Annotated in this window: 22 protein-coding genes; 10 read left to right on the top strand and 12 right to left on the bottom strand. The window is 74.2% G+C overall.

Features of this window, described 5'->3' with window-relative positions:
- The coding region (locus ACZ4W9_RS09830) for an ABC transporter substrate-binding protein (RefSeq protein ID WP_467934439.1) at positions 1-1,408 on the bottom strand (1,408 nt) is incomplete at its 3' end.
- Positions 1,409-1,525: 117 nt separating this feature from the next.
- Here ACZ4W9_RS09830 and ACZ4W9_RS09825 point away from each other — a divergent pair.
- Together ACZ4W9_RS09825 and purU are read left to right on the top strand one after the other, a co-directional pair.
- Positions 1,526-2,026 (top strand): SCO4402 family protein, encoded by a 501-nt coding sequence (locus tag ACZ4W9_RS09825; protein ID WP_467934438.1) that lies wholly within the window; start codon positions 1,526-1,528, stop codon positions 2,024-2,026.
- A gap of 46 nt (positions 2,027-2,072) precedes the next feature.
- Positions 2,073-2,954, top strand: coding sequence for a formyltetrahydrofolate deformylase (gene purU, locus ACZ4W9_RS09820; protein WP_467934437.1), 882 nt, complete (start codon positions 2,073-2,075; stop codon positions 2,952-2,954).
- 22 nt (positions 2,955-2,976) lie between these two features.
- On the opposite strand, the gene ACZ4W9_RS09815 is transcribed toward purU, so the two are convergent.
- Together ACZ4W9_RS09815 and ACZ4W9_RS09810 are read right to left on the bottom strand one after the other, a co-directional pair.
- Positions 2,977-3,495, bottom strand: coding sequence for an EF-hand domain-containing protein (locus ACZ4W9_RS09815; RefSeq protein WP_467934435.1), 519 nt, complete (start codon positions 3,493-3,495; stop codon positions 2,977-2,979).
- A gap of 197 nt (positions 3,496-3,692) precedes the next feature.
- Positions 3,693-4,067: an STAS domain-containing protein gene (locus tag ACZ4W9_RS09810; RefSeq protein WP_318202867.1), complete on the bottom strand. Its 375-nt coding sequence runs from the start codon at positions 4,065-4,067 to the stop codon at positions 3,693-3,695.
- 340 nt (positions 4,068-4,407) lie between these two features.
- Here ACZ4W9_RS09810 and ACZ4W9_RS09805 point away from each other — a divergent pair, with 340 nt between their 5' ends.
- Together ACZ4W9_RS09805 and ACZ4W9_RS09800 are read left to right on the top strand one after the other, a co-directional pair.
- Positions 4,408-4,965, top strand: coding sequence for a sigma-70 family RNA polymerase sigma factor (locus ACZ4W9_RS09805; RefSeq protein ID WP_467934434.1), 558 nt, complete (start codon positions 4,408-4,410; stop codon positions 4,963-4,965).
- Entirely contained in the window at positions 4,962-6,434 is a 1,473-nt protein-coding gene (locus ACZ4W9_RS09800) for a zf-HC2 domain-containing protein (protein WP_467934433.1), read from the top strand. Before ACZ4W9_RS09805 ends, ACZ4W9_RS09800 begins: the two co-directional genes overlap by 4 nt.
- A gap of 30 nt (positions 6,435-6,464) precedes the next feature.
- On the opposite strand, the gene ACZ4W9_RS09795 is transcribed toward ACZ4W9_RS09800, so the two are convergent.
- Positions 6,465-8,048 (bottom strand): alpha/beta hydrolase, encoded by a 1,584-nt coding sequence (locus ACZ4W9_RS09795; RefSeq protein ID WP_467934431.1) that lies wholly within the window; start codon positions 8,046-8,048, stop codon positions 6,465-6,467.
- 743 nt (positions 8,049-8,791) lie between these two features.
- Here ACZ4W9_RS09795 and ACZ4W9_RS09790 point away from each other — a divergent pair.
- Together ACZ4W9_RS09790 and ACZ4W9_RS09785 are read left to right on the top strand one after the other, a co-directional pair.
- Positions 8,792-9,265: an ATP-binding protein gene (locus ACZ4W9_RS09790; protein ID WP_467934454.1), complete on the top strand. Its 474-nt coding sequence runs from the start codon at positions 8,792-8,794 to the stop codon at positions 9,263-9,265.
- A 465-nt stretch (positions 9,266-9,730) separates the two neighbouring features.
- Complete coding sequence (locus ACZ4W9_RS09785) at positions 9,731-11,002, top strand: MFS transporter (protein WP_467934430.1); 1,272 nt, start codon at positions 9,731-9,733, stop codon at positions 11,000-11,002.
- Here ACZ4W9_RS09785 and ACZ4W9_RS09780 read toward each other — a convergent pair.
- A complete protein-coding gene (locus tag ACZ4W9_RS09780; RefSeq protein ID WP_467934429.1) occupies positions 10,895-11,929 on the bottom strand; it encodes a GlxA family transcriptional regulator in 1,035 nt (344 codons plus the stop codon). The genes ACZ4W9_RS09785 and ACZ4W9_RS09780 overlap by 108 nt on opposite strands.
- Positions 11,930-12,000: 71 nt before the next feature.
- Between ACZ4W9_RS09780 and ACZ4W9_RS09775 the strand changes: the two genes are divergently transcribed.
- The gene (locus tag ACZ4W9_RS09775) at positions 12,001-13,311 is read left to right on the top strand and encodes an MFS transporter (RefSeq protein WP_467934427.1); all 1,311 of its coding nucleotides are present in this window, start codon (positions 12,001-12,003) and stop codon (positions 13,309-13,311) included.
- A gap of 37 nt (positions 13,312-13,348) precedes the next feature.
- Here ACZ4W9_RS09775 and ACZ4W9_RS09770 read toward each other — a convergent pair whose 3' ends face one another.
- The 4 genes from ACZ4W9_RS09770 to ACZ4W9_RS09755 all read right to left on the bottom strand — a co-directional run bounded on the left by ACZ4W9_RS09770 (position 13,349) and on the right by ACZ4W9_RS09755 (position 17,262).
- Positions 13,349-14,599: a flavin-containing monooxygenase gene (locus ACZ4W9_RS09770; RefSeq protein ID WP_467934426.1), complete on the bottom strand. Its 1,251-nt coding sequence runs from the start codon at positions 14,597-14,599 to the stop codon at positions 13,349-13,351.
- A gap of 112 nt (positions 14,600-14,711) precedes the next feature.
- Positions 14,712-15,218, bottom strand: coding sequence for a carboxymuconolactone decarboxylase family protein (locus ACZ4W9_RS09765; protein WP_467934425.1), 507 nt, complete (start codon positions 15,216-15,218; stop codon positions 14,712-14,714).
- Positions 15,219-15,303: 85 nt separating this feature from the next.
- A complete protein-coding gene (locus tag ACZ4W9_RS09760) occupies positions 15,304-15,972 on the bottom strand; it encodes a pyridoxine/pyridoxamine 5'-phosphate oxidase (protein ID WP_467934423.1) in 669 nt (222 codons plus the stop codon).
- A gap of 456 nt (positions 15,973-16,428) precedes the next feature.
- Positions 16,429-17,262: a LysE family translocator gene (locus ACZ4W9_RS09755; RefSeq protein WP_467934422.1), complete on the bottom strand. Its 834-nt coding sequence runs from the start codon at positions 17,260-17,262 to the stop codon at positions 16,429-16,431.
- A gap of 82 nt (positions 17,263-17,344) precedes the next feature.
- Between ACZ4W9_RS09755 and ACZ4W9_RS09750 the strand changes: the two genes are divergently transcribed.
- Positions 17,345-17,797, top strand: coding sequence for an Lrp/AsnC family transcriptional regulator (locus ACZ4W9_RS09750; RefSeq protein ID WP_467934421.1), 453 nt, complete (start codon positions 17,345-17,347; stop codon positions 17,795-17,797).
- Between the two features lie 75 nt (positions 17,798-17,872).
- Here ACZ4W9_RS09750 and ACZ4W9_RS09745 read toward each other — a convergent pair whose 3' ends face one another.
- Positions 17,873-18,508 carry a TetR family transcriptional regulator gene (locus tag ACZ4W9_RS09745; protein ID WP_467934453.1) on the bottom strand — a complete coding sequence of 212 codons (636 nt, stop codon included), beginning with the start codon at positions 18,506-18,508 and terminating at the stop codon, positions 17,873-17,875.
- A 134-nt stretch (positions 18,509-18,642) separates the two neighbouring features.
- Here ACZ4W9_RS09745 and kbpA point away from each other — a divergent pair, with 134 nt between their 5' ends.
- Both kbpA and afsK read left to right on the top strand, forming a co-directional pair.
- Complete coding sequence (kbpA, locus tag ACZ4W9_RS09740) at positions 18,643-19,377, top strand: AfsK-binding protein KbpA (protein WP_467934419.1); 735 nt, start codon at positions 18,643-18,645, stop codon at positions 19,375-19,377.
- Positions 19,378-19,555: 178 nt separating this feature from the next.
- The gene (gene afsK, locus ACZ4W9_RS09735; RefSeq protein ID WP_467934418.1) at positions 19,556-21,964 is read left to right on the top strand and encodes a protein serine/threonine kinase AfsK; all 2,409 of its coding nucleotides are present in this window, start codon (positions 19,556-19,558) and stop codon (positions 21,962-21,964) included.
- A gap of 190 nt (positions 21,965-22,154) precedes the next feature.
- On the opposite strand, the gene afsS is transcribed toward afsK, so the two are convergent.
- Together afsS and afsR are read right to left on the bottom strand one after the other, a co-directional pair.
- Positions 22,155-22,346 (bottom strand): regulatory protein AfsS, encoded by a 192-nt coding sequence (gene afsS, locus ACZ4W9_RS09730; protein WP_467934416.1) that lies wholly within the window; start codon positions 22,344-22,346, stop codon positions 22,155-22,157.
- Between the two features lie 225 nt (positions 22,347-22,571).
- Positions 22,572-25,535: an SARP-family global regulator AfsR gene (gene afsR, locus ACZ4W9_RS09725; protein ID WP_467934415.1), complete on the bottom strand. Its 2,964-nt coding sequence runs from the start codon at positions 25,533-25,535 to the stop codon at positions 22,572-22,574.
- Between the last annotated feature and the right edge of the window lie 324 nt (positions 25,536-25,859).

Raw genomic sequence — 25,859 nt, 5'->3', positions numbered from 1 at the left:
CCTGACCCTGGACGACGACCCGTACCGGGCCTACCGCGCGCAGATCTTCCTGAACGGCTGGAACCTGGGCCAGTACATCAACCACGTCGGCCCGCTCCAGCACCGAGGTCGTGTCGGCGACCCCGTTCTTGTCGCCGATGCGCTGCCCGGCCGCGACCAGCCGGCCGTCCCGGACCACCTGGAGGGTGACGTCGGCGTTGACCAGCCGCGGGAAGCCGACCGCGGCGAGCCTGCCCGCGTAGGGCCAGCTCAGGGTCGGGGTCAGGCCGTTGGTGGAGATCCGCAGGCCGTCGTTGAGGGTGCGCCGCACGGTGTCGGCGCTCACCTCGCCGTCGCCGATCTTCTCCAGGACGGCCCGGAGCACGGTGTAGGCGATCCACGTGGTCTGCACCCCGGCGTCGGCGGGGTCGATGCGGTCGTCGTCGAAGGCCGCCTCGCTGATCACCTTCTTCATCGGACCCCAGCGCGGATCGGAGGCGGCCGGGTACCAGCCGGTGATGTACGCCCCCTCGTACGGCCCGGACGCCCCGCCCGTGGCGTTGATCACCGTCTGGTCGACGCTGCCGAGCACGGTGGCCGTGCGCACGTCCGGGTGGTTCGCCCGGGCCCGCCGGAAGGAGTCCATGAAGGTGTCCGTGCGGTCGCCGAGCGCGGGCACCACACAGCCCTTGCGGGCCGGGTCCTCGGTCGCGTAGCGCAGCGCCCGGTCGGCCTGGCCGCCGTACTCGGTGGCGTCCTCGGCGGCGAGCTGGTCGCCGGCGTCCGCGTGCCCGCCCGCCTTCAGGCCCGCGTCGAGCAGCACGGGCAGCTGGTCGCCGGCGATGCTGTCGGGGCGGACCAGGGCGACGTTGCCGCAGCCCGCCGCCAGGGCCCTGCCGAGGCCGGCCAGCAGGGCGGGCTGGCCGCCGTTGACCGGGTAGGACATGGAACCGGTGAACTCGTCGTTGGTGACGCCGTAGCCGCCGATGTAGGGGATGCCGGCGCCCTCCAGCGGGGCGAGGTAGGAATCGCCGAACTGGCTGTAGGAGCCGACCACCGCGACCGCGTGCTCGGCCGCCGCCCGCTTCGCGCACCGCGCCGCGCCCACGCTGTCGTTGTGGTCGTTGCAGGTCAGCACCTTCAGCTCGCGGCCGTTGACGCCGCCGTGCGAGTTGACCCACTTCGCGTAGGCGAGGGCCATCGCGGGCATGCCGGGCTTGTTGGTCGCGTCGGTGTCCTGCGGGGCCCAGGTCATCACGGTGACCGGGTCGTTCCCGGAGCCCCCCGTGGCACCGGGGACGAGTCCGCACGCGGCGGTGAACGACGCGCACAGGGCCATGGCGCCCGCGGCGAGGGCGGTGCCCCGGACGGGGCCAAGGAGGCGGGAAGAGGCGGAAAGGGTGGTGCGAGTGCGTCGCCTGCCGGTCATGCACCCGCACGATTCCCTCACACCGCTAACCCGGGAGTGACCCACGGTCAATGAAAGGTGACGCGGGGGTGAATTACGGGGTCCGCTGGGCCGGGGGCGGCGCGGAACGTACGATCGGTGACCGTGCAAGGTTCGGAGAACTCTTCCCGTCGCGGCCGCCGCTCCTCCACCATGGGCGGCATGCCCCTGAACGACATGCCGTGGTGGCGGTGGCGCAGCAACGTGCGCTCGGCGCTGCACATGCTCTCCGACCCGGTGTTCCAGCGCGAGGTCTGGCTGGCCGGCGTGGACGGCTACGGCGACGTCACGGACGCCGTGTACCGGCTGGTGGAGGACACCTGGCTGGACAACTGGTCGGCGGAGAAGTACGTCGGCACCATATTCCGGGACTCGCAGGAGGCGGCGCTCGTCGACACCGCCGTGCTGCGGGTGCTGCGGATCATGCACGAGGTCGGTCCGGACGCGCCGGTCGCCGCGTATCTGGACCACCCCTCCTGGCCGGACGCGGTGCGGGCGGCGCGTGACGCGCACGTGCGGATGTCGGTGAGCGACGGGGAGGACCCGGACACGGCGCCGAAGAGCCTCGAGGTCCTGCGGATCCTGACGCGTTCCGCTTAGCGGACGGCGGCCCGCGCGGGGCGGCCGGTATGGGACCCTGTGGTGCATGACCGATCAGTCCGCTTCCGCCGCCGCCCCGGCCGACCAGTACGTCCTGACGCTTTCCTGCCCGGACAAGCAGGGCATCGTGCACGCCGTGTCCAGCTATCTGTTCATGACCGGCTGCAATATCGAGGACAGCCAGCAGTTCGGCGACCACGACACGGGACTGTTCTTCATGCGCGTCCACTTCTCGGCCGAGGCGCCGGTGACGGTGGAGAAGCTGCGGGCGAGCTTCGCCGCGGTCGGCGACTCCTTCCACATGGACTGGCAGATCCACCGGGCCGACCAGAAGATGCGCATCCTGCTCATGGTCAGCAAGTTCGGGCACTGCCTGAACGACCTGCTGTTCCGGGCGCGGACCGGCGCGCTCCCGGTGGAGATCGTCGGTGTGGTGTCGAATCACACCGATTTCGCAGAGCTGGTGGGTTCGTACAACATTCCCTTCCACCACATCCCGGTCACCAAGGACACCAAGTCCGAGGCCGAGGCGAAGCTGCTGGAGCTGGTGCGCGAGGAGCGGGTCGAGCTGGTCGTGCTGGCCCGCTACATGCAGGTCCTCTCCGACGACCTGTGCAAGCAGCTCAGCGGCCGGATCATCAACATCCACCACTCGTTCCTGCCGAGCTTCAAGGGCGCGAAGCCGTACCACCAGGCGCACGCGCGGGGCGTGAAGCTGATCGGCGCGACGGCGCACTACGTCACCGCGGACCTGGACGAGGGGCCGATCATCGAGCAGGAGGTCGAGCGGGTCGGGCACGGTGTGACGCCGGACCAGCTGGTGGCCGTCGGCCGCGACGTGGAGTGCCAGGCGCTCGCCCGGGCCGTCAAGTGGCACGCCGAGCGGCGCATCCTGCTCAACGGCCGCCGCACCGTGGTGTTCGCCTGAACCCGGGCGCCCCGGGCGGCCCTCAGGGCTGCTCGGTCACCGTGAAGTAGCGGGCGAAGGCGGGGACGACGTCCCGCTCGTCGATCCTTCCGTCGCCGTCGGTGTCGAGCGCGGCGGCGGCCGTCCCGGCGGCCCCGGCCGGCACGCGCAGGGCCCGCAGGACGCGGGCGGCGTCGGGGACGGTGATCCGGCCGCCGGCGTCCGTGCCGGCCACCGCCAGGGCCGCGTGCAGGAAGGGGCGGGCGATCTCGGCGAACCGGTCGGGGGTGTCGCGCAGCCGCTTGACCGCGCCGGTGACGAACTCCTGGCGGGTGATGCGCTGGTCGCCGTCCCGGTCGGCGATGCCGGCCATGCCCTGCCAGAACGCCTCCGCGCCGGCGTACAGCGCCTGGCCCGCGGCGGAGCGGGCGGGCACGGCGAACTCGGCGAGCAGCGCCTTGGCCGCCGCGTTGAAGTCCGCGCGGTCGATATAGCCGTTGCCGTCCTGGTCGAAGCCGGCGAACCGGGCGGCGATCCGGCGTTCGTACTCGGTGCTGACCATGTGGGGGGCCGCCTCACGTGTGCGTCGTACATGTCGTACATGGGGGGCCGCGGGACCGCGCGGGTCCGGGGGCCTGGCTGGGAGCGTACGACGCCGGTGGCCGTCGGATGGCGGAAAACCGACGACTGCACCAAGACCGGGGAAATTCCGCGACAACGCCGTGGCCGCGCCGGGACGTTGTCACGTCCGGCGGGCGCTCAGGCGGACAGAGGCCCGGCCTCGTCGGTGGTCGCGGAGTCGAGGTCGGGGTGGACGTCGAAGAGGCGGCGGACGCCGAGGGCGCCGAGCACCCGGTTGACGTGCGAGCCGTCGACGGCGCCCCGGTCCGGCAGGATCAGCCGCAGCCGGCCCTGGCAGGAGCGGATCAGCCGGCGGGCGGCGATGAGGACGCCGACCCCGCTGGAATCGCAGAAGAAGACGTCGGAGAGGTCCACGACGAGGCTGTGGTGTCCCTCGGCGACGGCGTCGTGCACGTGCTGGCGCAGCACCGGCGAGGTCATCAGGTCCAGTTCCCCGGACACCCGGAGCACGGCCCACTGGCCCTGTTCGACGCCGGTCACCTTGAATGCCACGGCCCTGCTCCTCCGCTCGCCGGATGTCCCGGAACCGCTTGGAAACGGAAGCAGTTCCTACGTTTCCTTTCGCGCGGCTGCCCAGCGGCCGTTCCCTGAAACGTGAGGCCGCAAACGGGGGTTGATCACTAAGGGTCTTGTTTCGGTCATCAACGATCACGCTCGATCAGGCGGACTCGAGTCCTGCGTGAAGGTTGTGTGAAGAGGGCACTATCACGAGAAGGGGCTCCGGGGGCGCACATTGGCACAAAGGGGCGTGCCCTGTCAGAGTGCCCGACTACATTCGAGAGGACGGGGCCGGCCGGCCCGGTGGCCGGACACGGTGAGGGGAGGGAACCGCGTGGCCAGGAACGACCTGTCGCCCCGGTGGGACCGCAAGATGCAGCAGCGGCTCGCCCGCGGCGAGGCGGCGGCCCTCGGCGAGATGTACGACCGGTTCGCCTCCCTGGTGCACCACCTCGCCCACCGGGTGCTGGACGACGAACGGGCCGCCGACGCCGTCACCCGTGAGGTCTTCGCCCACGTCTGGGAGCACCCCGAGGGGTACGACCCCAAGGAGGGCCCGCTGCGCTCCTGGCTCGCCGAGGTCACCCAGCGGGTCGCGGTGCGACGGCTGCGGGACCGCGCGGAACGGGAGCGGCCGCGGCACGGGGAACCGGAGAGCACGGTGCGCCGCGCCTCGGTCGCCGCCCGCGCCGACTACATCGTCCACTCCATGCCCGCCCCGCTGCGCGCCGCCCTGGACCTGGCCTACAACCAGCGCCGTGACTACCGCCAGGCGGCGAGGGACCTCGGCGTCACCGAGGACGAGGCCCGCCGCCGGCTCCGCCTCGGCCTCCAGCTCCTGGCCACCGCCCACGACGCCGCCACCCCGCCGGGATACCGGGGTGCGGTGTGAACGGCCCGGACCGCTCCGGGGCGACGCACGAGAACGCCCACGGCGCCGCCGACGACCGCCGGGACGGGGAGGAGCCGGGGGAGCACCGGGGGAGCGGCACCGGAGGCCGCCGCGCCGCCGACGGCTCCGGCGGTCGCCGCGACCCGGACGGTCCCGGCGGCCGCCGTGGGCCGGGTGGCTCCGGTGGCCGCTTCGGGCCGCCGGGCGGTGCCGGCCGGAGCGCCGGACGGTCCGGGGCCGTGCCCGGCCCGCGGATACCCACGCCCCGAACCTCCGTGGAGGACAGCGGACTCGCGCTGCCCGGCCTCGCCGACCTGGGGGACCTCGCACCCGTGCCACCGCTCGACCTGCCGCACGACGTACTGAAGTCGCTGCTCGGCGCCTGGGCGCTGACCGCCTGCTCGGCCGCGGAGACGGCGGCCGTGGAGGACCACCTGGGCGGCTGCGGCGCCTGCGCCGACGAGGCCCGCCGGCTCCGCGAGGCGGTCGGCCTGCTGCACCAGCCGGAGAGCCTCGACCTGGACCCCGGCCTGCGCACCCGCGTCCTGGAGAGCTGTCTGCGGCGCCGGCCGCCGCGCATCCCGGTGCCCGACTGGGCCGCGCCGTACGACGCCGAGACCGCCCGGCTGGACGCGCTGCTCCAGGACTTCGGGAAGGCGGAGTGGGAGGCGCGGGTGGAACTGCGCTGGTTCGAGAACGACACCCCGGCGAGCCGTCGTACGACCGTCGCCGGGGTGATGGCGCACCTGCTCGCGGTGGACGGGCTGATCGCCGCCGCGCTCGGACTCCCGGACCCGCTGGCCGGGCTCTCCGGCGCGGCGGACCGGGGCGCCCCGGGACCGGCCGGCCGCACGGAGGCGTACTGGCGGGCCGCGCGCCCGGCGCCCGCGCACGCGGTGCGCGGGCCCTGGCGGGAGCAGAGCCACGCGCTGGTGCGCACGGCGTCCTTCACCGGCGGCCACACCGGTGGACTGCCCGTGTCCTACGGCGACTTCACGCTGCCGCTGCACGACGCGATGCTGGACCGCGCCTTCGAGTGCTGGGTGCACGCCGAGGACATCGCCCAGGCGGTGGACTACCCGTACCCGGTGCCGACGCCCCGGCATCTGCACCGGATGATCGCCTTCGCGGCCCGCGTGCTGCCGGCGGTGCTCGCCGAGCGCCGCCGCGCGGGCCTGTCCGAGCCGGGCCGCAGCACCCCGCACCTGGTGCCGGCCGGCGCGCCCGGCCGCAGTCTGCGGCTGGAGATCGAGGGCGACGCCGGCGGCGAGTGGCTGATCCCGCTGGACTCGCCCGCGGCCCGGGGCTCCGCGGAACTGGAGGTGGCCCATGTGGTGCTCGACGGCGTGGAGTTCTGCAGGCTCGCCGCGGGCCACGTGTCCCCGGAGGACGCCGCGGCGGGCCAGGACGGCGACCGCCGGGCGATCCGCGACGTGCTGTACGCGGCGGCGAGCCTCAGCCGGATGTGACCGGTGGAGTCCGGTCGGAGGCGACCGGGATCAGAAGCGGCTGCCCGGGCCCGGCAGGCCCCGGGACCCCGGCAGGGGCAGCGGGAGCAGGCCGGCGCGCTCGGCCGCTTCCGGCGCGGCCTTGCAGGTGGTGTCCTTAGACGGCAGCCTGCCGGTGGTCAGATAGGCCGTGGCCGTCTTGTCGGCGCACGACTTGGTGCCGTAGACGCCGTGCCCGACGCCCCCGGCGACCGTCACCATCTTCGCGCCCTTCATGGCGCGGCGCAGGCCCTGGCCACTGGTCAGCGGCGTCTGGGGGTCCCACTCGTTCTGCAGGATCAGCGCGCGGACGGTGTTGTCCACCTTGGTCGTGCGCTCGCCGCCGGTCTTCCAGAAGGCGCACGGCTTGATGGAGGAGCCGAAGTCGCCGTACAGCGGGTACTTCTCCTTGTCCCGGATCGCGTCGGCGCGGTACCGCTCGGGGTCACGCGGCCAGTCGCGCTGGTCGGCGCACAGGACGGACCAGAAGGCGGCGTCGCCGTTGTCCTCGGGCGTGGCGCGGGCGAACGACGGCGGGACGGGCGTGGGCGTCCTGAGCCCCCGGCCGGCGGGCTTGCCCGCGGCGGCCTTCTTCAGCGAGACGATCCACTCGGCGCCGTCCCGCACGCTGAAGAACGTGGAACGGCTGAAGGCGCGGATGTCGTCCCCGGTCATCCGCATGCCGTCGAGGTCGATCGGCTTGCGGTCGGCCTGGGCGACCAGGTCGTAGAAGGCCTTCCGGACCGCCTCGGGCGTCGTGCCCAGCCGGTAGGTGGAGTGGTGGCGGGCGGTCCACTGGGTCCAGCGGGTGAAGGCGGGTTCGGCGCCCTCCGCCCAGACCTGGATCATGCCGCGCCAGACGCGGGCCGGGTCGACGGCGCTGTCCAGCACGAAGCGGTCGGTGCGCCCGGGGAACATCTGCGTGTAGACCGCGCCGAGGTAGGTGCCGTAGGAGTACCCGAGGTAGGAGATCTTCTTCTCGCCGAGCACGGCACGGATCACGTCCATGTCGCGGGCGGTGTTGCGGGTGGAGACGTGGCGGAGCTTGCCGCCCTGCCGGGCGTGGCACTTCTCGGCGACGGTCCGGGCCCACGCCACGTCCTTGGCGAACGTCGCCGCCTTGTAGGGGCGTTCCCAGTTCTGTTCCTTGTCGGTCAGGCCGCAGCCGACCGGGGAGCTCTCGCCGACGCCCCGGGGGTCGAAGCCGACGAGGTCGTAGGTGTTCTTCACGGACCTGGGCAGCTCGCCGCCCAGGAACAGGGGCATGTCGAGGCCGCTGCCGCCCGGTCCGCCGGGGTTGAGCAGGAGCACGCCCCGGTGGTCCTTCCTGGTGCTCGTCTTCCACCTGGATATGGCGAGGTCGAGCTTCTTGCCGCCCGGTCGGCTGTAGTCGAGCGGCACCTTGACGGTGGCGCACTGGAAGGCGGCCGGCGCGTCCGGGGCGCAGCGGTGCCACGCCGGCTTCTGCGTGAGGTACCGGCCGAGCGGGTCGGTGGTGGCGGACGCGGTGGCGGAGGCCGTGGCCGGGAGGAGCACGGGAACCATGACGGCGGCGGCACCGGCCGCCAGCAGAGAGGCGGTTCTGCTGCTTCGCACGGGTGGAGGTCCTTCGGTCGGTGGACAGGGAACCCGTCCACCCTTTCGCGCCCGCGATCCGGACGAATCCTCCCTGGCGGCAGGGTTTCTGACCCTCGGTCGGAGGCGGCGCCCCGGCGAATGGTCCCGGAGTCGGACAACCGCGTCGCGCTTCCCGCCGTCTTGTCCAGGAGGTCGGAAAAAGCTGTCGGGGACGGTACTCGAACCCCCCCCGCGCGGCAAAGCCTTGGCCCATGATGTTACGGATCGTGGCAACCGATGGTTACGGAGCGTCGACAGTCGAGGGTGCCGCCGACCGGAGTCGTCACGGTCCGCGAGCGCCCGGCGGCTCGGGTACCGTGGGGGAGAGCGCGAGGGGCCGCGCGCACGAGCCCGGCCGGCGCCGCCCCCGGGGCGATGCCGGACCACGCGGCGCCCGCCGCTGCTCGCACGGCGGTTGGGGATGTGGCCCCGGGTTTGTTCGACTCGGCGTCAAGAGCGTCGCACAGTATCCCTCACACGTACTCCTTCGCGCGGGAATATGCCCGAAGCGCTTGTTGGCGTGACTGTCAGTCAACCATGCTGTGCAGTAAGGGAGTCACAGTCCGTGACTCCCGGCTCTGGTCGTTGTCCTGGCCATGCAGAAAATGGCTACGATCGTGGCCCTCGTCGTGATCGTCGCCGCGGCGGACGCCGTGGCGCACGGATGGCGCGGGGTCATGTGTCCGCCGGTTCGGATGGTGTGAGCGGTGCAGGTGCTTCGAGTGCAGCTGGAGATCCGGCCCGACCCCGCGGAGGTGGGGAGGGCCAGGCGGTGGGCCCGCTCGCGGCTGGCCGGGTCGGGGATAACGGCCGACGAGCCGCTGGCCGAGACCCTGATCCTGCTCGTCTCCGAACTGGTGACCAACGCCGTGGTGCACACGGGCCGGCCGGCCGTGCTGCGGCTCGCTCTGCCGTGCGCGGCGGCCGGGGGCGGCGCGTCGGACCCGGTGCGGGTGGAGGTCGCCGACAGCAGCGACCGGGCGCCCCGGCCCCGGTGTGCCGACGACGACGCCACCGGTGGGCGGGGCCTCGCCCTCGTGGAGTGTCTCGCCGACCGCTGGGGCTGGATCCCCGAGGGCGCCGGCAAGAGCATCTGGTGCGAACTGGACCGGTGTTCACCGCCCCGGCGGGGCGCGGCGCTGGCGTACGGAGGCGGACTGTCCGCGTACGAGGGGCTCGCCTTCGAAGCGGTGTAGCCGAGCGGCCGCCGCTCTTCACCCCACCGTCCCGCGCGCACCGGTGCCGCCGGTCACCGGACCGCCGCCGGTCCATCGGCGTGCCCGTCGCGCCGGCGAACGGCTCGGGCATCGCCGACAGCCGGAACGCGCCCCGCTCCGTTTTCTCCACAGGCTGTGGACAACTCTTCGGGATTCCGGCTCCGGCCCCTCGGCATGCCCGTCTCCAGCAAGTGCGGGGTGTGCGCGGGAAGCCCAGGGATTCTCGATCGCGGGCGGGAAGATCTCAAAAGTGCCGAGTAGTGCCGTCCGGCGCCTCCCCGGGGCCTGTGTCCGTGCCCCCGCCGGAGCACGGCGGCTGACGAACCGTCACTCTCCCTGCCGGGGCTCCTGGTTCCCGGCGGCGCAGGACGGGCGGGTCGGAGTTATCCACAGGCTCTGGAAATGGGGGAGGCGGTTGTCGGCGCCGGCCCCTACCGTCGGGGCATGAGCTACCGCGATGTCCTCTCCCGGCGGGTCCTGACCTGGGCCGTGGTGGCCGTCGGCGCCCGGATGCCGGTGGCCATGGCCCCGCTGGCCCTGGTCTTCCTGGCCCGCGAGCGCCCCGGCGGCTACGCGCTGGGCGCGGCCCTCGCCGCCGCCTACGTCGTCGGCGAGATCGCCGGCGCCCCCGTCCTCGGCATGCGCCTGGACCCCGCCCGGGCCCGTCCGCAGCTGGCCGCCGGCCTGGCCGCGGGCGCCGCCGGCTTCGCCGGCCTCGGGGCGTTCGCCGGCGCGCCCGCCGCGCCGCTCGCCGCCTTCGCCTTCCTCGCCGGGGCCGGTCCCGCCGCCGCGCCCGGCGGGCTGCGGGCCCTGCTCACCTCCCTGGCCCCCCGGCACGCGGCGGCCCAGGCGCTGTCGGTCGAGTCGATGCTCACGTTCGGCATCTGGGCCGTCTCCCCGGCCGCCGTCACCGGGCTCGCCCTCGGTGCCGGCCCACGCCTGCCGCTGCTGCTCGCGGCCGCCCTGATGGCGGCCTCCGCGCTGGGCCTGTGGCTGCTGCCGGCCGGCTGGGCGGCGGAGCCGGACGGCCCCGGCGCGCGGGGCGTCTCCAAGCTGCGCGTGCTGGCCGGCGCCTGGCCGGTGTACGTCACGGGCGCGGCCGGGCTGTCCCTGCTGTCGCTGGCCGAACTGGTCCTGCCCGCCCTGCTGGAACAGCGCGGCATCGGCGTCGGCTGGGCGGGCCCGCTGCTGACGGTGATGTCGGTGGCCTCCGCCGTCGGCGCCTTCGTGTACGGGCTGCGGTCCTGGCCGGGCCGGCTCGCCACCCGCAGCGTGGTGCTGATGGCGGGGATGTCGGCGGCGGTGTGCCTGGTCGCCCTGATACCGGCGGTGCCGGGCATGGCGGTGGCGCTGGCCGTGGCGGGGCTGCTCCAGTCCGGCGCGCTGCTCACCCGCAACCTGTCGCTGCGCGAGGCGCTGCCGCCGCACGCCCTGGCGGCCGGCTACTCGGTCATGTACGCCGCCGTCGGCGCCGGCTACGCGGCCACCGGCTCGCTCGCCGGTGCCCTGCTGCCGCTCACCACTCCCTCGACGGCGATCCTTGCGGGCGTGGCCCTGACCCTGCTGCTGACGGCGGTGGGCTGGTGGGGCGAGATACGCGTCGGCCGGTCAACTCGGGGTGCGGGTGCGGGTGCCGGTGCCGTCGTGCCGCTCGGCGCCGCCGGTGCGGAAGGTGCGCCGGTAGGCGGTGGGGGTGACGCCCAGCGCGGCCTGTAGGTGCTGGCGCATCGACTGGGCCGTGCCGAAGCCGGACTCAGCCGCCACCCGGTCCATCGACAGCGCGGTGGACTCCAGCAGTTGCCGGGCCCGCTCCACGCGCTGCCGGGTGAGCCACTGCCCGGGACTGATGCCGGTCTCCTCGCGGAAGCGGCGGGTGAAGGTGCGCACCGACATCGCCTCCTGGGCGGCCATGTCCCGCAACTGGATCGGCTCGTGGAGCCGGCCGAGGGCCCAGGCACGGGCGGTCCCCGTCGTCGAGCGCCGGGGATCGGGCACCGGGCGCTGGACGTACTGGGCCTGGCCGCCGTCCCGGTGGGGCGGTACGACCGTGATCCGGGCGACCTCGTTGGCGACCGTCGTGCCGAAGTCGCGGCGCACCAGGTGCAGGCACAGGTCGATCCCGGCGGCCACCCCGGCCGAGGTCAGCACGTCGCCGTCGTCGATGAACAGCACGTTGGCGTCCACCTCGACCTCGGGGAACAACCGCTGGAACCGCTCGGCGTCCGCCCAGTGCGTGGTGGCCGGGCGGCCGTCCAGCCGGCCGGCGGCGGCGAGGACGTAGGCGCCGGTGCAAATGGAGGCGAGCCGGGTCCCGGGGCGTACATGGGAGAGGGCGACGGCGAGTTCGTCGGTGAGCCGCCCCTCCTCGTAGACCGGACCCAGCTCGTACGAGGCCGGGATGATCACCGTGTCGGCGGTGGCCAGCTCCCGTGGGCCGTGCGGGACGTCGATGGAGAAGTCGGCGTCCGTCCGGACCGGGCCGGGCGGCCGGACGGAGCAGGTCACCACCTCGTACAGGCGCCGGCCGCGCGCGTCCCGGGGGCGGCCGAAGATCCGGTGCGGGATGCCCAGTTCGAAGGGCAGCAGACCGTCCAGGGCGAGTACGGCGACCCGGTGCGGCCGGAACTCCCCCTCGTCGGTCATGGCCCGATCCTAGCGAATGCTGTCCTTCGGGCCACTCGATGGGACGCGTGTGAAAATCGGAGGCTCGGGAGGTGACTCAGACAACCCCAGCAGCCGCCCCCGTCCAGGCCCCGCCCGCCCGGCGCCGCCGCCGTGTGCACCGCGCGTGGTTCGTCGCCGCCGTCACGTTCGTCACGATCACCGGCGCGGCGGCCTTCCGTTCGCTGCCCAGCCTGCTCATCGACCCGCTCCACGGGGAGTTCGGCTGGTCGCGCGGCACGATCGGCGCGGCCGTCTCCGTCAACCTGGCCCTGTACGGGCTGACCGCGCCCTTCGCCGCCGCTCTGATGGATCGTTTCGGCATCCGGCGGGTGGTCGCCGCCGCGCTCACCGTGATCGCGCTCGGCTCCGGCCTGACCGTGTGGATGACGGCACCCTGGCAACTGCTGCTGTGCTGGGGCCTGCTGGTGGGACTGGGTACCGGCTCCATGGCGCTGGCGTTCGCCGCGACGGTCACCAACCGCTGGTTCGCCACGCGGCGCGGACTGGTCAGCGGCATCCTCACCGCGGCCTCCGCCTCCGGCCAGTTGGTCTTCCTCCCGCTGCTGTCCCGGGTCGTGGAGGACCATGGCTGGCGGCCCGCCGCCGTCACGGTGGCGCTGACCGCGCTGGCCGTGGTCCCCCTGGTCTGGCTGCTGCTGCGCGACCATCCGGCCGACGTGGGCGACAAGCCGTACGGCGCCGCGGAGTTCGTGCCCAAGCCGCCGCCGGCCGCCGGTGCCGCCCGCCGCACGCTCACCGTGCTGTCCCGCTCCGTGCGCACCGGCACCTTCTGGCTGCTCGCCGGCACCTTCGCGATCTGCGGCGCCTCCACCAACGGCCTGGTGCAGACCCACTTCGTGCCCGCCGAGCACGACCACGGCATGCCCGTGACGACGGCGGCCTCGCTGCTCGCGGTCGTCGGCGTGTTCGACGTCGCCGGCACGATCGCCTCCGGCTGGTTCACCGACCGGTTCGAGCCGCGCCGCCTGCTCGCCGTCTACTACGCCCTGCGCGGGCTGTCCCTGCTCTTCCTGCCGATGCTGCTCGGCCCCGCGATAAAGCCCTCGATGATCTTCTTCATCGTCTTCTACGGACTGGACTGGGTGGCCACCGTCCCGCCCACCCTCGCCCTGTGCCGCGAGCGGTTCGGCGAGGACAGCGCCATCGTCTTCGGCTGGGTGCTCGCCGCCCACCAGGTCGGCGCGGCCCTCGTCGCCTACCTCGGCGGCGTCGCCCGGGACGTCTTCGGCTCCTACGACCCGGTCTGGTACGCCGCCGGCACGCTGTGCGCGGCGGCGGCCCTGATGTCCCTGGTCATACGCCGCACCGCCCCGGCCCACCCGACCCCCGCCGTGTCCTGAACCCGGGACCGGGCACGGGAGGGGGCGGCGGCGTTCCTCACCGGCCCGGCCCGGTCGTCGGCGAGCCGGGCGAGGGGAACGGACCGGAAGGCCGAAGGCGCGGGGCCGGCCGCTCCCCCCGCTTCGCGACCGCCTTCGCGATCCGCCCCGCGTCGATCGCCAGCTCCCGCAGCATCCCGCTGATCGGATTGGTGAACCCGGTGAAGTACAGGCCGGGCGCCCGCGGAGAGGTACGGCCGCCGTGCACCACCGGCCGGCCGCGCCCGTCCAGCACTCCCAGATGCCCGACCAGGCCCTCCAGCGCGCGGACGTACCCGGTGGCCGCGATCACCGCGTCCGGCGTGATCCGGCCGCCGTCGGCGAGGACCACCGTGCCGTCCTCGAACGCCTCCACGGCGGCCACGACCTCCACCGCGCCCCGGCGGACGGCGTCGATCAGACCGGCGTCCTGCACCGGGATCGCACCCTGCCGCACCCTGCTGTACAGGCCGGTGTCCGGGCGTGGCAGCCCGTGCGCGGACAGGTCCGGGGTGCTCAGCCGCCCCACCGGCCCCGCGAGCCGGTCCACCAGCCAGACCGGCAGCCGCCGGACGAGGACGCCGGTGTACTGGGCGGGCCAGCCGAGGGTGGAGCGGCGCAGGATGTGCGGCGGCGTGCGCACCGCGAGGCGCACCCGCCCGGCCCCGCCCTCCACCAGGTCCACGGCGATCTCCGCGCCCGTGTTGCCGACGCCGACGACGAGCACATCCCGGCCCCGGTACGGCCCGGCGTCGCGGTAGCGGGCGGCGTGCAGCAGCTCACCGCCGTACTCCTCGCGGCCGGGCCAGTCGGGCAGCCGCGGGGTGTGGTTGAAGCCGGTGGCGACGACCACCGCGCTGCCGGTCAGCTCCCGGCCCCCGGAGGCGTGCAGCAGCCACCCGGTACCGTCCGCGGCCGGTTCGACACGGTGCACCTCCACCCCGGTGACGATCTCCAGGTCGTGGTGCTCGGCGTACTTCTCCAGGTACCGCACCACGTCGTCCCGGGACACCCAGCGCCCGAACCTGCGGGGCATGGGCAGGCCGGGCAGCGCGGACAGCCGCCGGGTGGTGTGCAGCCGCAGCCGGTCGTAGTGGCCGCGCCAGGAGGCGCCGACCCGGTCGGACTTCTCCAGGACCACCGCCCGGCCGCCCCGCTCCCGCAGTGCCCGGGCGACGGCCAGGCCGCCCGGTCCGGCGCCGATCACGTAGACCGGGGGGTCGGCGGGGGCCGGCGTGCGGCGGACAGCGGCGGGGCGGGAGGCGGCCATGAGCGGGAGCGTAATCACCCATCCGCTTGATGGGTCTCGGTCAAGACCGGAATGGGTTGCGGATTGATCACGGGTGTACAGGAGGGGTGCGCGGCCCGTGAACGAACCCCGCTCAGTCCCACGGGTCCGTGAAGGACCGGCCGGGCACCGGCTTGGCGATGAGCGCGACCGGGATGAAGAAGTTCACCTGGCCGATCACGAACATCAGCGTGGCGAGGGCCTTGGGCTCGTAATGCTCCGCCGCCCGCGCGTACAGCTCGTCGCGGACCCGCTCGCCGGACGCGGCCGGCCGGAGCACCGCATCCACCAGCGCCAGCGCGGCCCGCTCGGCGGCGGAGAAGTACGGCGAGTCCCACCAGGACGCCACCGAAGCGATCCGCTCCTCCGACTCCCCCGCCTTGCGCAGGAAGCCGGTGTGCAGCACGGTCAGGTAGGTGCTGCCGACGATCTGGCCGGCCCGCAGCTGGACCAGGCCGATCGTGGCGCGCGGCACCGAACCGTTGCCGGTCACCCGCCACAACGCCGCCGACACCTCCGTCAGTTCGGGCACGAGCCGCGCGGGGTCCTCGGGCATGCGCGGCACCATCGGGACCTCCGCCGTGATCGAACGCTTCTCCATCGCCGTCCCCTCGGGCTGTCGCGTCGCTGTCACCTCCCTGACGGACGGCGGCGCCCGGGTGTGACGGCCGGCGCAGACGGACCTCTCACGGCCACAACAGCGTCCTGCTCCAGCCGAATCCGGTACTGCGGTACTCCAGGCGTACGTGCCGCCGCGCCGGGTCCCCCTGGAAGAATTCCACCGTCTCGGGGCGCAGCCGGTACAGCGTCCAGGTCGGCGACGGCTCCGCCGGGTTCTCCCGGGCCCGCTCCCAGGCGGCCTCCGAGGCCTGTCGCAGTTCCGCCAGGGAGTCCAGCACCTCGCTCTGCCGGCCGGTCAGCGCGGCGGCCAGCGCGCCGGTGGACCGCGCGTGCAGGTCGGCCCGGCTCTCCTCGGCCGGCGCGGGGACGACCGGCCCCCGCAGCCGCACCTGGCGGCCCAGCGCCGGCCAGTAGAAGGCGAGGGCCGCCTGCGGCCGGGCGGCCAGCGCGCGGCCCTTGCGGCTCGTGGCGTGCGTGGCGAAGGACCAGCCGTCCGCGTCGGCGCCGTGCAGCATCACGATCCGCACGTCCGGCAGTCCCTCCTCGTCGACGGTGGCCAGCGACATGGTGTGCGGCTCCGGCTGCCCCGCCGCCACCGCCTCCGCGAACCAGCTCGTGAACAGGGCGAGCGGGGTGGGCGGGGCGGTGTCCGGGTCGAAGGGCGGCAGCCGGGTGACGTCGGGGTCCCAGACCCGCAGCGAGCGGAGCAGTTCGTGAAGATCGTCCTGTGCCATGGGGCGAGTATCACCGCTGAGGCCGCGCTCACTCCCGCCGCGCCCGTGCTCGTTCCCTCCCCGGCACCGTCGTCGCCGGGGAGGGGAACCAGCCGCCGGTGCCCGAGGCCCCGCCCGGGCGGGGCAGGGTGCCCGGGCCCGTGCCCGCCGCTTCCCGGCCGGCCGCCCCGCCGGTCCCGGCGGCACCGCGTACCGGAGGAGGCCGGGCTCCCGACCGCATCCGACACCGGCCGTCCCGCCCGGCCCCGACCCGCTCGCCCACCCGGCGCGGCGACCAGCCGGCAGGGCCGGGACGTCCCGGGGACGATCCGCCTCCCCGCCGGGCGGAGACGCACGACGGCCCCCGGCCCTCGCCTTCCGGCCGCGGCGCGTCGTGTACCAGGACCGGAGGGAGCGGGAACCGGCTCTTCCGGCCGGCCCCGCGCGTGCCGGACACCGCCCCCGGGGCGCGGGAACCTAGAGCGTGGCCAGGCGTTCCGCCAGGAGGAACGCTCCGATGCCGAGCATCGCCGCGCCCGAGGTGCGGGTCACCGCGCGGGCCGCCGTCGGGCGGGCCGCGAGCAGGGCGCGGGCGAGGACGCCGACGGTGAGGTAGACGGCCGCGCAGCACGCCATGTGGAGGAGGCCGAGGACCGCCGTCTGCGCGGGCACGGGGAGGTGCGCGCCGCGCAGGGTGAGGAACTGGGGGAGCACGGAGAGATAGAGGAGCAGCCCCTTGGGGTTCAGGCCGCTGATCGTCGCACCGCGCAGGAAGGGCCGGCCGCCGTCCGCCGGCACGGCATCCGCCTGCGAGGCCACCGGGCCCGCAGCTCCCGGGACCGCCGCACCCGCGGCTCCCGGGGCCACCGGGCCCGCAGCTCCCGGAGCCACCGCACCCGCAGCTCCCGAGACCGCCAGACCCGCAGCTCCCGAGGCCATCGGACCCGCAGCTCCCGGGGCCGCCGGGCCCGCAGCTCCCGGAGCCGCCGCACCCGTAGCCCCCGGGACCGCCGCACCCGTAGCCCCCGGGACCGCCGGCCGGCGCAGTACCCCCCAGCCCAGCCACAGCAGGTACGCCGCGCCCGCCACCGTCACGGCCGTCAGCAGGCCGGGGGAGCCCGCCACCAGGACCGCCAGGCCCGCCGTCGCCAGGGCCGTGTGGAGGGCGTAGCCGCAGACCAGGCCCGCCACCGCGCGCGGCACCCGGCCGCCGCGCAGGGCGGTCGTGACGACGTACGCCCAGTCGGCGCCCGGTACGCACACCAGCAGCAGGTCCACGGCGAGGAAGGAGAAGAGGAGTCCCGAGTCCATGCGGGGCACATTAGGCGCGAATTACCCGAAAGTGTTTCCGAAGTTTGCTCATGATCGCGACTTCTGCGCAAATATCTTCTTCATGGACGACGTGGACCGGAAAATCCTTGCCGAGCTCCAGCAGGACGGGCGGCTGACAGTGACCGAGCTGGCCGCCCGGGTGCGGCTCAGTGTCTCCCCCTGCCACCGGCGGCTGCGCGAGCTGGAGCGGGCCGGTGCCATCCGGGGCTACCGCGCGGTGGTGGACCCGGGCTCGCTCGGGCTGAACTTCGAGGCGCTGGTCTTCGTGTCCATGCGCCAGGAGGACCGGGAGACGGTCGCCGAGTTCGAGCGGGCGGTCGGCGAACTGGACCACGTGCTGGACGCCCAGCGGCTGTTCGGGGAGCCGGACTATCTGCTCCGGGTGGCCACCGCCGACCTGGCCGCCTTCCAGCGGCTGTACGACGAGCGGCTGGCGACCCTGCCGGGGGTGCAGCGGCTGACGTCGACGCTGGTGATGAAGCACGTGGTGCGGGACCGGCCGCTGCCCGCATAGGCGAACGGGCGGTGGTTCAGTAGCTGAACCACCGCCCGCGAGACAGGACTTGGATCTTGGTAAAAGGTGCGGCGCCTACTTGGACGGCTTCTTGCCGGTCACGCCCAGGTGCACCAACAGCGCCAGATTCGGCTTCAGTTCGGCCTGCTTCACCCCCCAGGAGGTGAAGCCCTTCTGGTGGGCGGCCACCGCCGCGAGCATCGCGACCAGCGAACCGGCCACCGCCGCCGGGTTCACGTCCTTGTCCACCCGGCCCTTCGACTGGAGCTCCGCGATGGAGTCCGCCAGGGAGTTGTTGACCGAGTTCAGGATCTTCATGCGGATCTTGTAGAACCGTTTGTCCCCCTCGGCCGCGCCGAGGTCCACCACCCGCAGGATCGCGTCGTTGCGGCGCCAGAAGTCCAGGAACCCGTCCACGAGTTCCTGCGCGGTCTGCCAGCCCGACTTTCCGGTCCAGGTGCGCCCTTCGAGCAGTTCGGTCAGCCCCGCCCCCTCGGCCGCCATCCGCTCGGCGATCTCCAGGACCGCGCCTTCGACGTCGGGGAAGTACTGGTAGAAGGTCGCGGGCGAGGTTCCCGCCTTCCGCGCGACATCGATGACCTTGACGTCCCGGTAAGGGGAGGAGCTGAGCATCTCGCTGAGGCAGTCGAGCAGCTTCTGCCGGGTCGCCTGCCCACGCCGGCCGGCCACGCGGCCGTCGACGGTACGCACTTGTCCTGTCATGCCGTCAGCTTACCGAGGGGGGATGGGAGCGCGATTCGGCCGACTGCAAATGGGGTGCGCGGGGAGATCGGGGATGGTGTGCCTGGTCTGCGGGGTGCGCGCCGCCCGGTTACTTTTGCGGCATGGCCGAAAACAGGGCATCCGCGAACGAAAAGACATACGGGGAGGGCGTCCCCTGCTGGGTCGACGCCCAGCTCCCCGACGTCGAGGCGGGAAAGCGGTTCTACGGTGAGCTTTTCGGATGGACCTTCCAGGAGGCGTACGGCTCCTCGGTGTGGGCCCTGCTGGGCGAGGACCGGGTCGCGGCGCTGGCCCCCAAGACGGACGGCCGTATGCCCACCGTCTGGACGGTCTCCTTCGCCACCCCGGACGCCGGCGCCCTCGCCCGGCGGATCACGGCGGCCGGCGGACGGATGATCACCGATCCGTACCCGGCCGACGGCCTCGGCACCGCGGCCCTGGCCACCGACCCCGAGGGGGCCGTGTTCGGCCTCTGGCAGCCGGGCACCCACCGCGGCTTCGGGCGGCGGCGGGCGCCGGGCACCTTCGTCTGGGCCGAGCTGTACACCCGGGACACGGCCGCCGCCAACGCCTTCTACGGCGACCTCTTCCACGACGCCCTGTTCGGCTCCGGCGCCGGGCCCGACTTCGGCCGGGCCGAGGTGACCGAGGTGTTCCCGGCCGAGATGCCCCCGCACTTCGTCGCCCACTTCCGGGTCACCGGCCTGGACGACGCCCTCGGCACGGTCCGGCGGCTCGGCGGCAGGGTGCAGGCGCCTCCCTTCGAGACGTCGTACGGCCGGGTGGCCGTCGTCACCGACAATCAGGGGGCGTCCTTCGCACTGCTCCAGCGGTGATCCATCCGTTTTTGGGATGAATTAATGTGAGACACCCCGACTGTCACCGGGTTCGCAACCGGCCGCCCGGCCAGGAAGAATCGGGGTGCGTGCCGCCATGGCGGTGCGGTGGTGAGACGCTGCACTTCGGTCGCGTACATATGGGGTGGCGCGGCTCGTACGGGGAGGTGGCAGGCAAGTGGTGGATCAGCTGACGCAGCACGATCCGCGGCGGATCGGGCCGTTCGAGGTGCTGGGCCGGCTGGGGGCCGGCGGCATGGGGCTGGTCTATCTCGCGCGCTCGGCGTCCGGCCGGCGCGTGGCGATCAAGACGGTGCGCACCGAACTGGCCGAGGACCAGCTCTTCCGGGTCCGCTTCACCCGTGAGGTGGAGGCGGCCCGCGCGGTCTCCGGTTTCTACACCGCGGCCGTGGTCGACGCCGATCCGCGCGCCGCCGTGCCCTGGCTGGCCACCGCCTACGTCCCCGCGCCCTCGCTGGAAGAGATAGTGAACGAGTGCGGGCCGCTGCCGGCGCAGGCCGTGCGGTGGCTCGCGGCGGGCGTGGCCGAGGCGCTCCAGTCCATCCACGGCGCCGGGCTGGTCCACCGGGACCTGAAGCCCTCCAACGTGCTCGTGGTCGAGGACGGCCCCCGGGTGATCGACTTCGGCATCGCCTCCGGGGTCTCCAACACCCGGCTGACCATGACGAACGTCGCCGTCGGCACCCCGGCCTACATGTCCCCGGAGCAGGCCAAGGACTCCCGCAGCGTCACCGGCGCCAGCGATGTCTTCTCCCTCGGCTCCACCCTCGTCTTCGCGGCCACCGGCCATCCGCCCTTCCACGGCGCCAACCCGGTCGAGACCGTCTTCATGCTGCTGCGCGAGGGCCCGGACCTCACCGGCCTGCCGGACGAGCTGCGCCCGCTGATCGAGGCGTGCATGCAGATGGAGGCCACCGCCCGGCCCACCCCCGCCGACCTCCAGGCCCAGCTCGCCCCGCACCTGTTCGGCTCCGGCTCCGACGACAGCGGCACCGCCTCCGCCTGGCTGCCGGAGAAGGCCGTCGCCCTGATCGAGACCCGCCGCGGCGGGCGCCTCGCCGCCCAGCCCGCCGCGGCTCCGACCGGCGGCCCGCGCGGCGCCGTCCGGCAGACGGTGCCCCCGCCCCCGCCGTACGACCCGCCGGTCCCCGTACCGCCCTCGGCGCCCGTGTCCATGCCGGGCCCCGCGCCCCTGCCGGTGGCGCCCCCGGTCCCCGTGCCGGTTTCGGCCGGTGCCCCGGACACCGGTCCGGTCCGGCTGGCCGGCGCCCCGGTGCCCATCGGCCCCGGCCCCCGGGTCGCCGACGCCCGCGCCGCCGCCGTCAAGGCGCCGCCGCCCGAGGCCGGCCTGGTGGCCAGCTGGTCCCGGCCCCGCCCCGGCGTGGCCGTCGCCGACCCCGCCGCACCGCCCGTCCCGCCGGTGCCCCCGGAGCCGAGCGGCTGGCGGCCGTGGCGGTTCCGCATGTCGAACGACGTGTGGGGCACCCCGGCCGTGGCCGGCGACCTGGTCTACGTCACCTCCTTCGAGGTGCACGCGCTGGACGTGGCCACCGGCCGCCGCCGCTTCAAGACCCGGGACGTCGCCTGGTCCATGGCGGTGGCGGACGGCCGTATCCACGCCTCCGACGGCCCCACCCTGTACGCGCTGGACGCCCGCGAGGGCACCGACCTGTGGCGGCTGTCCACGGACGCCTGGGTGTACTGCCTCAAGGCCGACCGGGGCACGGTCGTCACCGGCACCCGCGGCGGCGGAGTCCAGGCGTGGGAGGCGTCGAGCGGACAGAAGCTGTGGGAGATCACCGGCTGCCAGACCGACTTCGAGTCCCCCGAGGCGGGCCCGGTCGTGCACGACGGCACCGTCTACGTCTGGCAGGACGCCCGGCTGCGCGCGCTGCACGCCCGTACCGGCGAGGAGCGCTGGTCGTACCCCATCGGCGACGCGGCCTCCTGCGGCGGGGTCCCGGTGCGCCTGACCCCGGCGCCCGACGGATACGTCTACATCTCGGCCGGCACCCGCGTCCTCGCCGTCGAGGCGGTGAGCGGCCGGGTCCGCTGGCACTTCGAGGCCCCGGCGGTGTTCCTGTGCCCGCCGGCCTTCGCCCCCGGCCCGGCCGTCACCGGCGGCGGTGTCTACCTCGCCGACTACCTCGGCACGGTCTACGCCCTCGACGCCGCCGACGGCCGCGACCGCTGGCGCATCGCCACCGAGGCCCGCTCCTCCGTCGAACCGGTGCTGGTCGCCGCCGGGCACGTGCACGTCGGCAGCGGCAAGGGGCTGTACACCCTGGACGCGGTCACCGGCACCCCCAAGTGGCGCTTCCAGGCGGGCGGCGACGTCGTGGGCGCGCCCGCCGTGGCCGAGGGCCGTATCCACTTCGGCTCCACCGACCACCTCCTGTACACCCTGAAGGCCGACGACGGCCGGCTGCGCTGGAAGCTCGCGACCGGCGGCGAGATCACCGGCTCCCCGGTGGTCAGGGACGGTGTGGTGTACGCGTGCAGCAAGGACCGGTGCGTGTACGCGCTGGACGCGGAGAAGGGCACGGGCACGGCACGGACCACGTGACGCCCCCGGGTGCGCAGGCCGGTGCACCCGGAACCCCCGCCGCCTCTCGGCCGGCGGACCCCGGGCATGGTGCGGCGGCGGGCCCGGGAGCGGGGCTTCCCCCGACCCGCTCCCGGACACGCCTCGGCCGCGGCGGCTCCCCCTCCGCGCCGCCGCGGCCGATCCCCGTCGGAATGAAAGTGCTGGGGCCCTACTTGCCGTTCAGGTCCAGGGCGGGCGGCGGTGTCGGCATGGCGTTGTTGAAGGTCGTGATCGTCTCTTCGCCGACCGGCTCGCCGGGCATGGCGTTGTTGAGTGTGGTGATCGACTCGTCCGTGGCAGGCGGCGCGGGCATCGCGTTGTTCTGCGCAGTGACGGTCGCGTCCTTCTTCTGCTCGCTCATGGGACTGAGTTCCTCTGCTTGGTGACGAGTGGGGGACACCCGTCCGGTAGCTCCCCCGTTGGCCGCCGGACGGGTGTCCGGAGCCGCACACTAACTGGCCGGCTCCTGGCCGGACCGTCTGCCCCCCGACGCGACGGTCTGCCCACTAAGACCATGCCGGGTAGCGATAAACAAACGCTGAACGCGCACGGGCTCCGGGAAGGGAGGCCGGTCAGGGGAGGCCGGTCACCTCTCGGACGCCGCCGTGACGAGCGGGCGCACGTCGTCGGCCTCGGGGGCGCCGCTCAGTTCGTAGAGGTTCAGGGCCTCGTGCCAGCAGGCCTGGGCCCGGTCCACCTGCCCGAGCCGGCCCAGTGCCCGGCCCAGGAGGGTCAGGACGTTCCCGCGCATCCGGTCACCGCCGATGCACCCCAGGTTGAGGGCCTGTTCCGCGTGTTGCGCGGCCTGTGTCGGGTGGTGCGTGGCGAGGTGCACCTGGGCGATCCGGAAGTTGGTCACTCCCTCCCACAGCCGTTGCCGGTGGTCGTGGAAGATGCCCATGGCGTGGGCGAACTCGTCGAGCGCCTCGGAGTGGCGGCCGGCCTGGGTCAGGGCGACGCCCAGCGCGAAATGGCTGTTGGCCAGGCGTACCGACCGGCCGATCTCGCTGTGCGTGGCGAGGCCGTGCCGGGCGATCTCGACGGCCTTCCTCGTCTCGCCCATGCCCAGGTAGGCCCGTGACAGGTTGCCGAGGACGGTGGCCTCGAACGGCCGGTTCCCCGCGGCCCGCAGCCCTTCCAGCGCCTGGTCGAAGAAGGCCTTGCCGTCGGCGGAGCGGCCCTGGTGCAGGCAGATGAGTCCCCGGTTGTTGGCCACCCAGCTGACGGTGGTGGAGTCCCGCACGCTCTCCGCCAGCTCCATGGCGACACGGGCCTCCTCCTCCGACTGCCGGATGCGGCCGGAGACCAGGAGGACGTCGCTGAGCACCGTGCGTGCCCTGCCCTCGGCCCACGCGTCGCCCATGGCGTGGGTGGCCGCGCAGGCGGCCCTCGCCGTCATCTCGTACTGGTAGGAGCTGGCGCCCGACTCGGTCAGGTCCTTGGCCACCCACAGCAGATCGACGGCCCGCCGCAGCCTCGGTGTCCCCGCGGCCTGCCGCACGCAGGCCAGCAGCGACGCCGCCTCCGTGTACAGCCAGTCGAGAGCCGCCGGACCCTCGCTGAACCGCAGCCCCGGATACCGCGTGGTCTCCAGGTTGTCGATGAGCCGGTCCCCGGGCTGCTCGATCGCGTAGACCCCCGCCGTCGTCGCCAGATAGAAGTCCAGCAACCGCGACATCGCCGCCTCCCGTTCGCTCGGGGGGTCCTCGTCGCGTTCGGCGCAGGCGCGGGCGTAGAGGCGGACCAGGTCGTGGAAGCGGTAGCGGTTGGGGGCCGCGGATTCGAGGAGGGAGGTGTCGACCAGGGACTCGAGGAGTTCCTCGGTGTCCTCCGGGGGGAGGTCCAGGACCGCCGATGCCGCGGCCAGCGAGATGTCGGGGCCGTCGGCCAGGCCGAGGAGGCGGAAGGCGCGGGCCTGGGCCGGCTCCAGCTGGCCGTAGCCGAGTTCGAAGGTGGCCTTGACCGCGAGGTCGCCCGCCTGGAGTTCGTCCAGGCGGCGCCGTTCGTCGGCGAGCTTGGCCGCCAGCACCGACACCGTCCACGTGCGGCGGGCCGCCAGGCGGGACGCGGCGATGCGGATCGCCAGGGGAAGGAAGCCGCAGGCCGCCACGACGTCGAGCGCGGCCTCCCGCTCCGCCGCCACCCGCTCCTCGCCCACGATCCTGGTGAAGAGGCACAGGGCCTCGTCGGGGGACATCACGTCGAGGTCGATCAGATGGGCGCCCGCGAGGTCCAGCATGCGGACCCGGGAGGTCACCAGGGCCGCGCAGCCCTCGGTGCCGGGCAGCAGCGGCCGTACCTGCGCCGCGTCCTTGGCGTTGTCCAGCAGGACGAGGACCCGGCGGCCGTCCAGGACGGAGCGGTAGAGGGCCGAGCGCTCCTCCAGGGAGTCCGGGATCGCCGAGTCCGCCGTGCCCAGCGCCCGCAGGAAGGAGCCGAGCACCGTCTCCGGTTCCGCAGGGCGCGGGCCCGCGCCCTGGAGGTCGACGTACAGCTGCCCGTCGGGGAAGGCGGCCCGCGCGCTGTGGGCCACGTGCACCGCCAGCGTCGTCTTGCCGACCCCGCCGATGCCGGCCAGCGCGGACACCGCCATCACCCGGCCCTCGGTCTCCGACGCGGAGGAGAGCACGGAGCCGAGTTCGTCCACGAAGGACGCCCGGCCCGTGAAGTCGGGCACCGTCGCGGGCAGCTGGGCCGGGCGGACGGGTGTCGCCGCCGGTTCGGACGCCGGTGCGGAGGGCTCGGCCAGCGCCGGGTCGGCGCGCAGGATGCGCTGCTGGAGGTCGCTGAGCCCGGGGCGCGGGTCGACGCCGAGTTCCTCGGCGAGCAGGCGGCGCGTGTCCGCGTAGACCGCCAGCGCCTCCGCCTGCCGCCCGCTGCGGTACAGCGCGAGCATGAGGAGTTCGCGCAGGCGCTCGCGCAGGGGGTGCGCCGCCGTCAGGGCGGTCAGCTCCGAGACCGCCTCGGCGTGGCAGCCCTGCTCCAGGTCCAGGTCCAGCCGGGCTTCCAGCAGGCCGAGCCGCCACTCCTCCAGGCGGGCCCGCTGCGCCTCGGCGTACGGCCCGGGCACCCCGGCCAGCGGCTCGCCGTCCCACAGCGCCAGCACCTGGTTCAGCAGCCCGCGGGCCCGGCCCAGATCACCGGCGCCCCGCGCCTTCTCCGCCTCCGCCGCCAGGTCCTGCGCCACCGAAGCGTCCAGCGCGCCCTCGCGCAGCCCGCGCACGGCGTACCCGCCGGACTCGCTGACCAGGACCCCGGGGTCCAGGATCTTGCGCAGCCGGGACGCGTACGTGCGCACCGCCGCCAGCGCCTGGGGCGGCGGCTCGGACCCCCACAGCGCGTCGATCAGCTCGGCCGCCGTGGCCGTACGGCCCTCCCGCAGCAGCAGTGCGGCCAGCAGGGCGCGCTGCTGCGGGGAGCCCGTGCCGAGCGCCTCCTCGCCGCGCCAGGCCCGCACCGGACCGAGCACGCCGAAGCGCAGCGTGCCGGTCTCCGCGGTGGCCGCGGAGCCGGCGCGCCGCTGCTCGGGTACTCGCGGCCCACCGTCCATGCGTTCGTCCCCCTCGGCATCACGAACAACCCCGTCAGTTTGCCTTGTTCGGGGCGGTTGCGTCAGCCGTGCGAGACGCCGATCACAAGGCGGCGCCCCCGGGACACAAGGCCCTCACGCGTTCCACAGGGTCCTCACACCCCCTTCGCGCGCTCCCGGGAGGGCCGCTCCGCGGCCGACGGCCGTCCGGCGGCGGCGCGAGGTGGCCGGGCACCGGGCGCGCGTCGGGGCGTACGCCGTACTCGGCCGGACGGAAGGCGCGGGGGCGGTGACCGGTGGTGAACGGCCGCCGCGCGGCCGGGGGTTCTCCGTCCCGCCCGGACC

The sequence above is a fragment of the Streptomyces sp. NPDC029296 genome, from assembly GCF_055569255.1.
The sequence above is the reverse complement of the archived record's forward strand: the minus strand, read 5'-3'. Positions and strand labels throughout refer to the sequence as shown.

Excerpts from the sequence above, each read along its gene's own strand:
- afsS (WP_467934416.1), bottom strand. The coding sequence starts at position 22,346 with ATGAGCGAGCAGAAGAAGGACGCGACCGTCACTGCGCAGAACAACGCG.
- ACZ4W9_RS09815 (WP_467934435.1), bottom strand. The coding sequence starts at position 3,495 with ATGGTCAGCACCGAGTACGAACGCCGGATCGCCGCCCGGTTCGCCGGC.
- purU (WP_467934437.1), top strand. The coding sequence starts at position 2,073 with ATGACCGATCAGTCCGCTTCCGCCGCCGCCCCGGCCGACCAGTACGTC.
- ACZ4W9_RS09770 (WP_467934426.1), bottom strand. The coding sequence starts at position 14,599 with ATGGCCGCCTCCCGCCCCGCCGCTGTCCGCCGCACGCCGGCCCCCGCC.
- ACZ4W9_RS09755 (WP_467934422.1), bottom strand. The coding sequence starts at position 17,262 with ATGGACTCGGGACTCCTCTTCTCCTTCCTCGCCGTGGACCTGCTGCTG.
- afsR (WP_467934415.1), bottom strand. The coding sequence starts at position 25,535 with ATGGACGGTGGGCCGCGAGTACCCGAGCAGCGGCGCGCCGGCTCCGCG.
- kbpA (WP_467934419.1), top strand. The coding sequence starts at position 18,643 with ATGGCCGAAAACAGGGCATCCGCGAACGAAAAGACATACGGGGAGGGC.
- ACZ4W9_RS09765 (WP_467934425.1), bottom strand. The coding sequence starts at position 15,218 with ATGGAGAAGCGTTCGATCACGGCGGAGGTCCCGATGGTGCCGCGCATG.
- ACZ4W9_RS09750 (WP_467934421.1), top strand. The coding sequence starts at position 17,345 with ATGGACGACGTGGACCGGAAAATCCTTGCCGAGCTCCAGCAGGACGGG.
- ACZ4W9_RS09780 (WP_467934429.1), bottom strand. The coding sequence starts at position 11,929 with ATGACCGACGAGGGGGAGTTCCGGCCGCACCGGGTCGCCGTACTCGCC.
- ACZ4W9_RS09760 (WP_467934423.1), bottom strand. The coding sequence starts at position 15,972 with ATGGCACAGGACGATCTTCACGAACTGCTCCGCTCGCTGCGGGTCTGG.
- ACZ4W9_RS09785 (WP_467934430.1), top strand. The coding sequence starts at position 9,731 with ATGAGCTACCGCGATGTCCTCTCCCGGCGGGTCCTGACCTGGGCCGTG.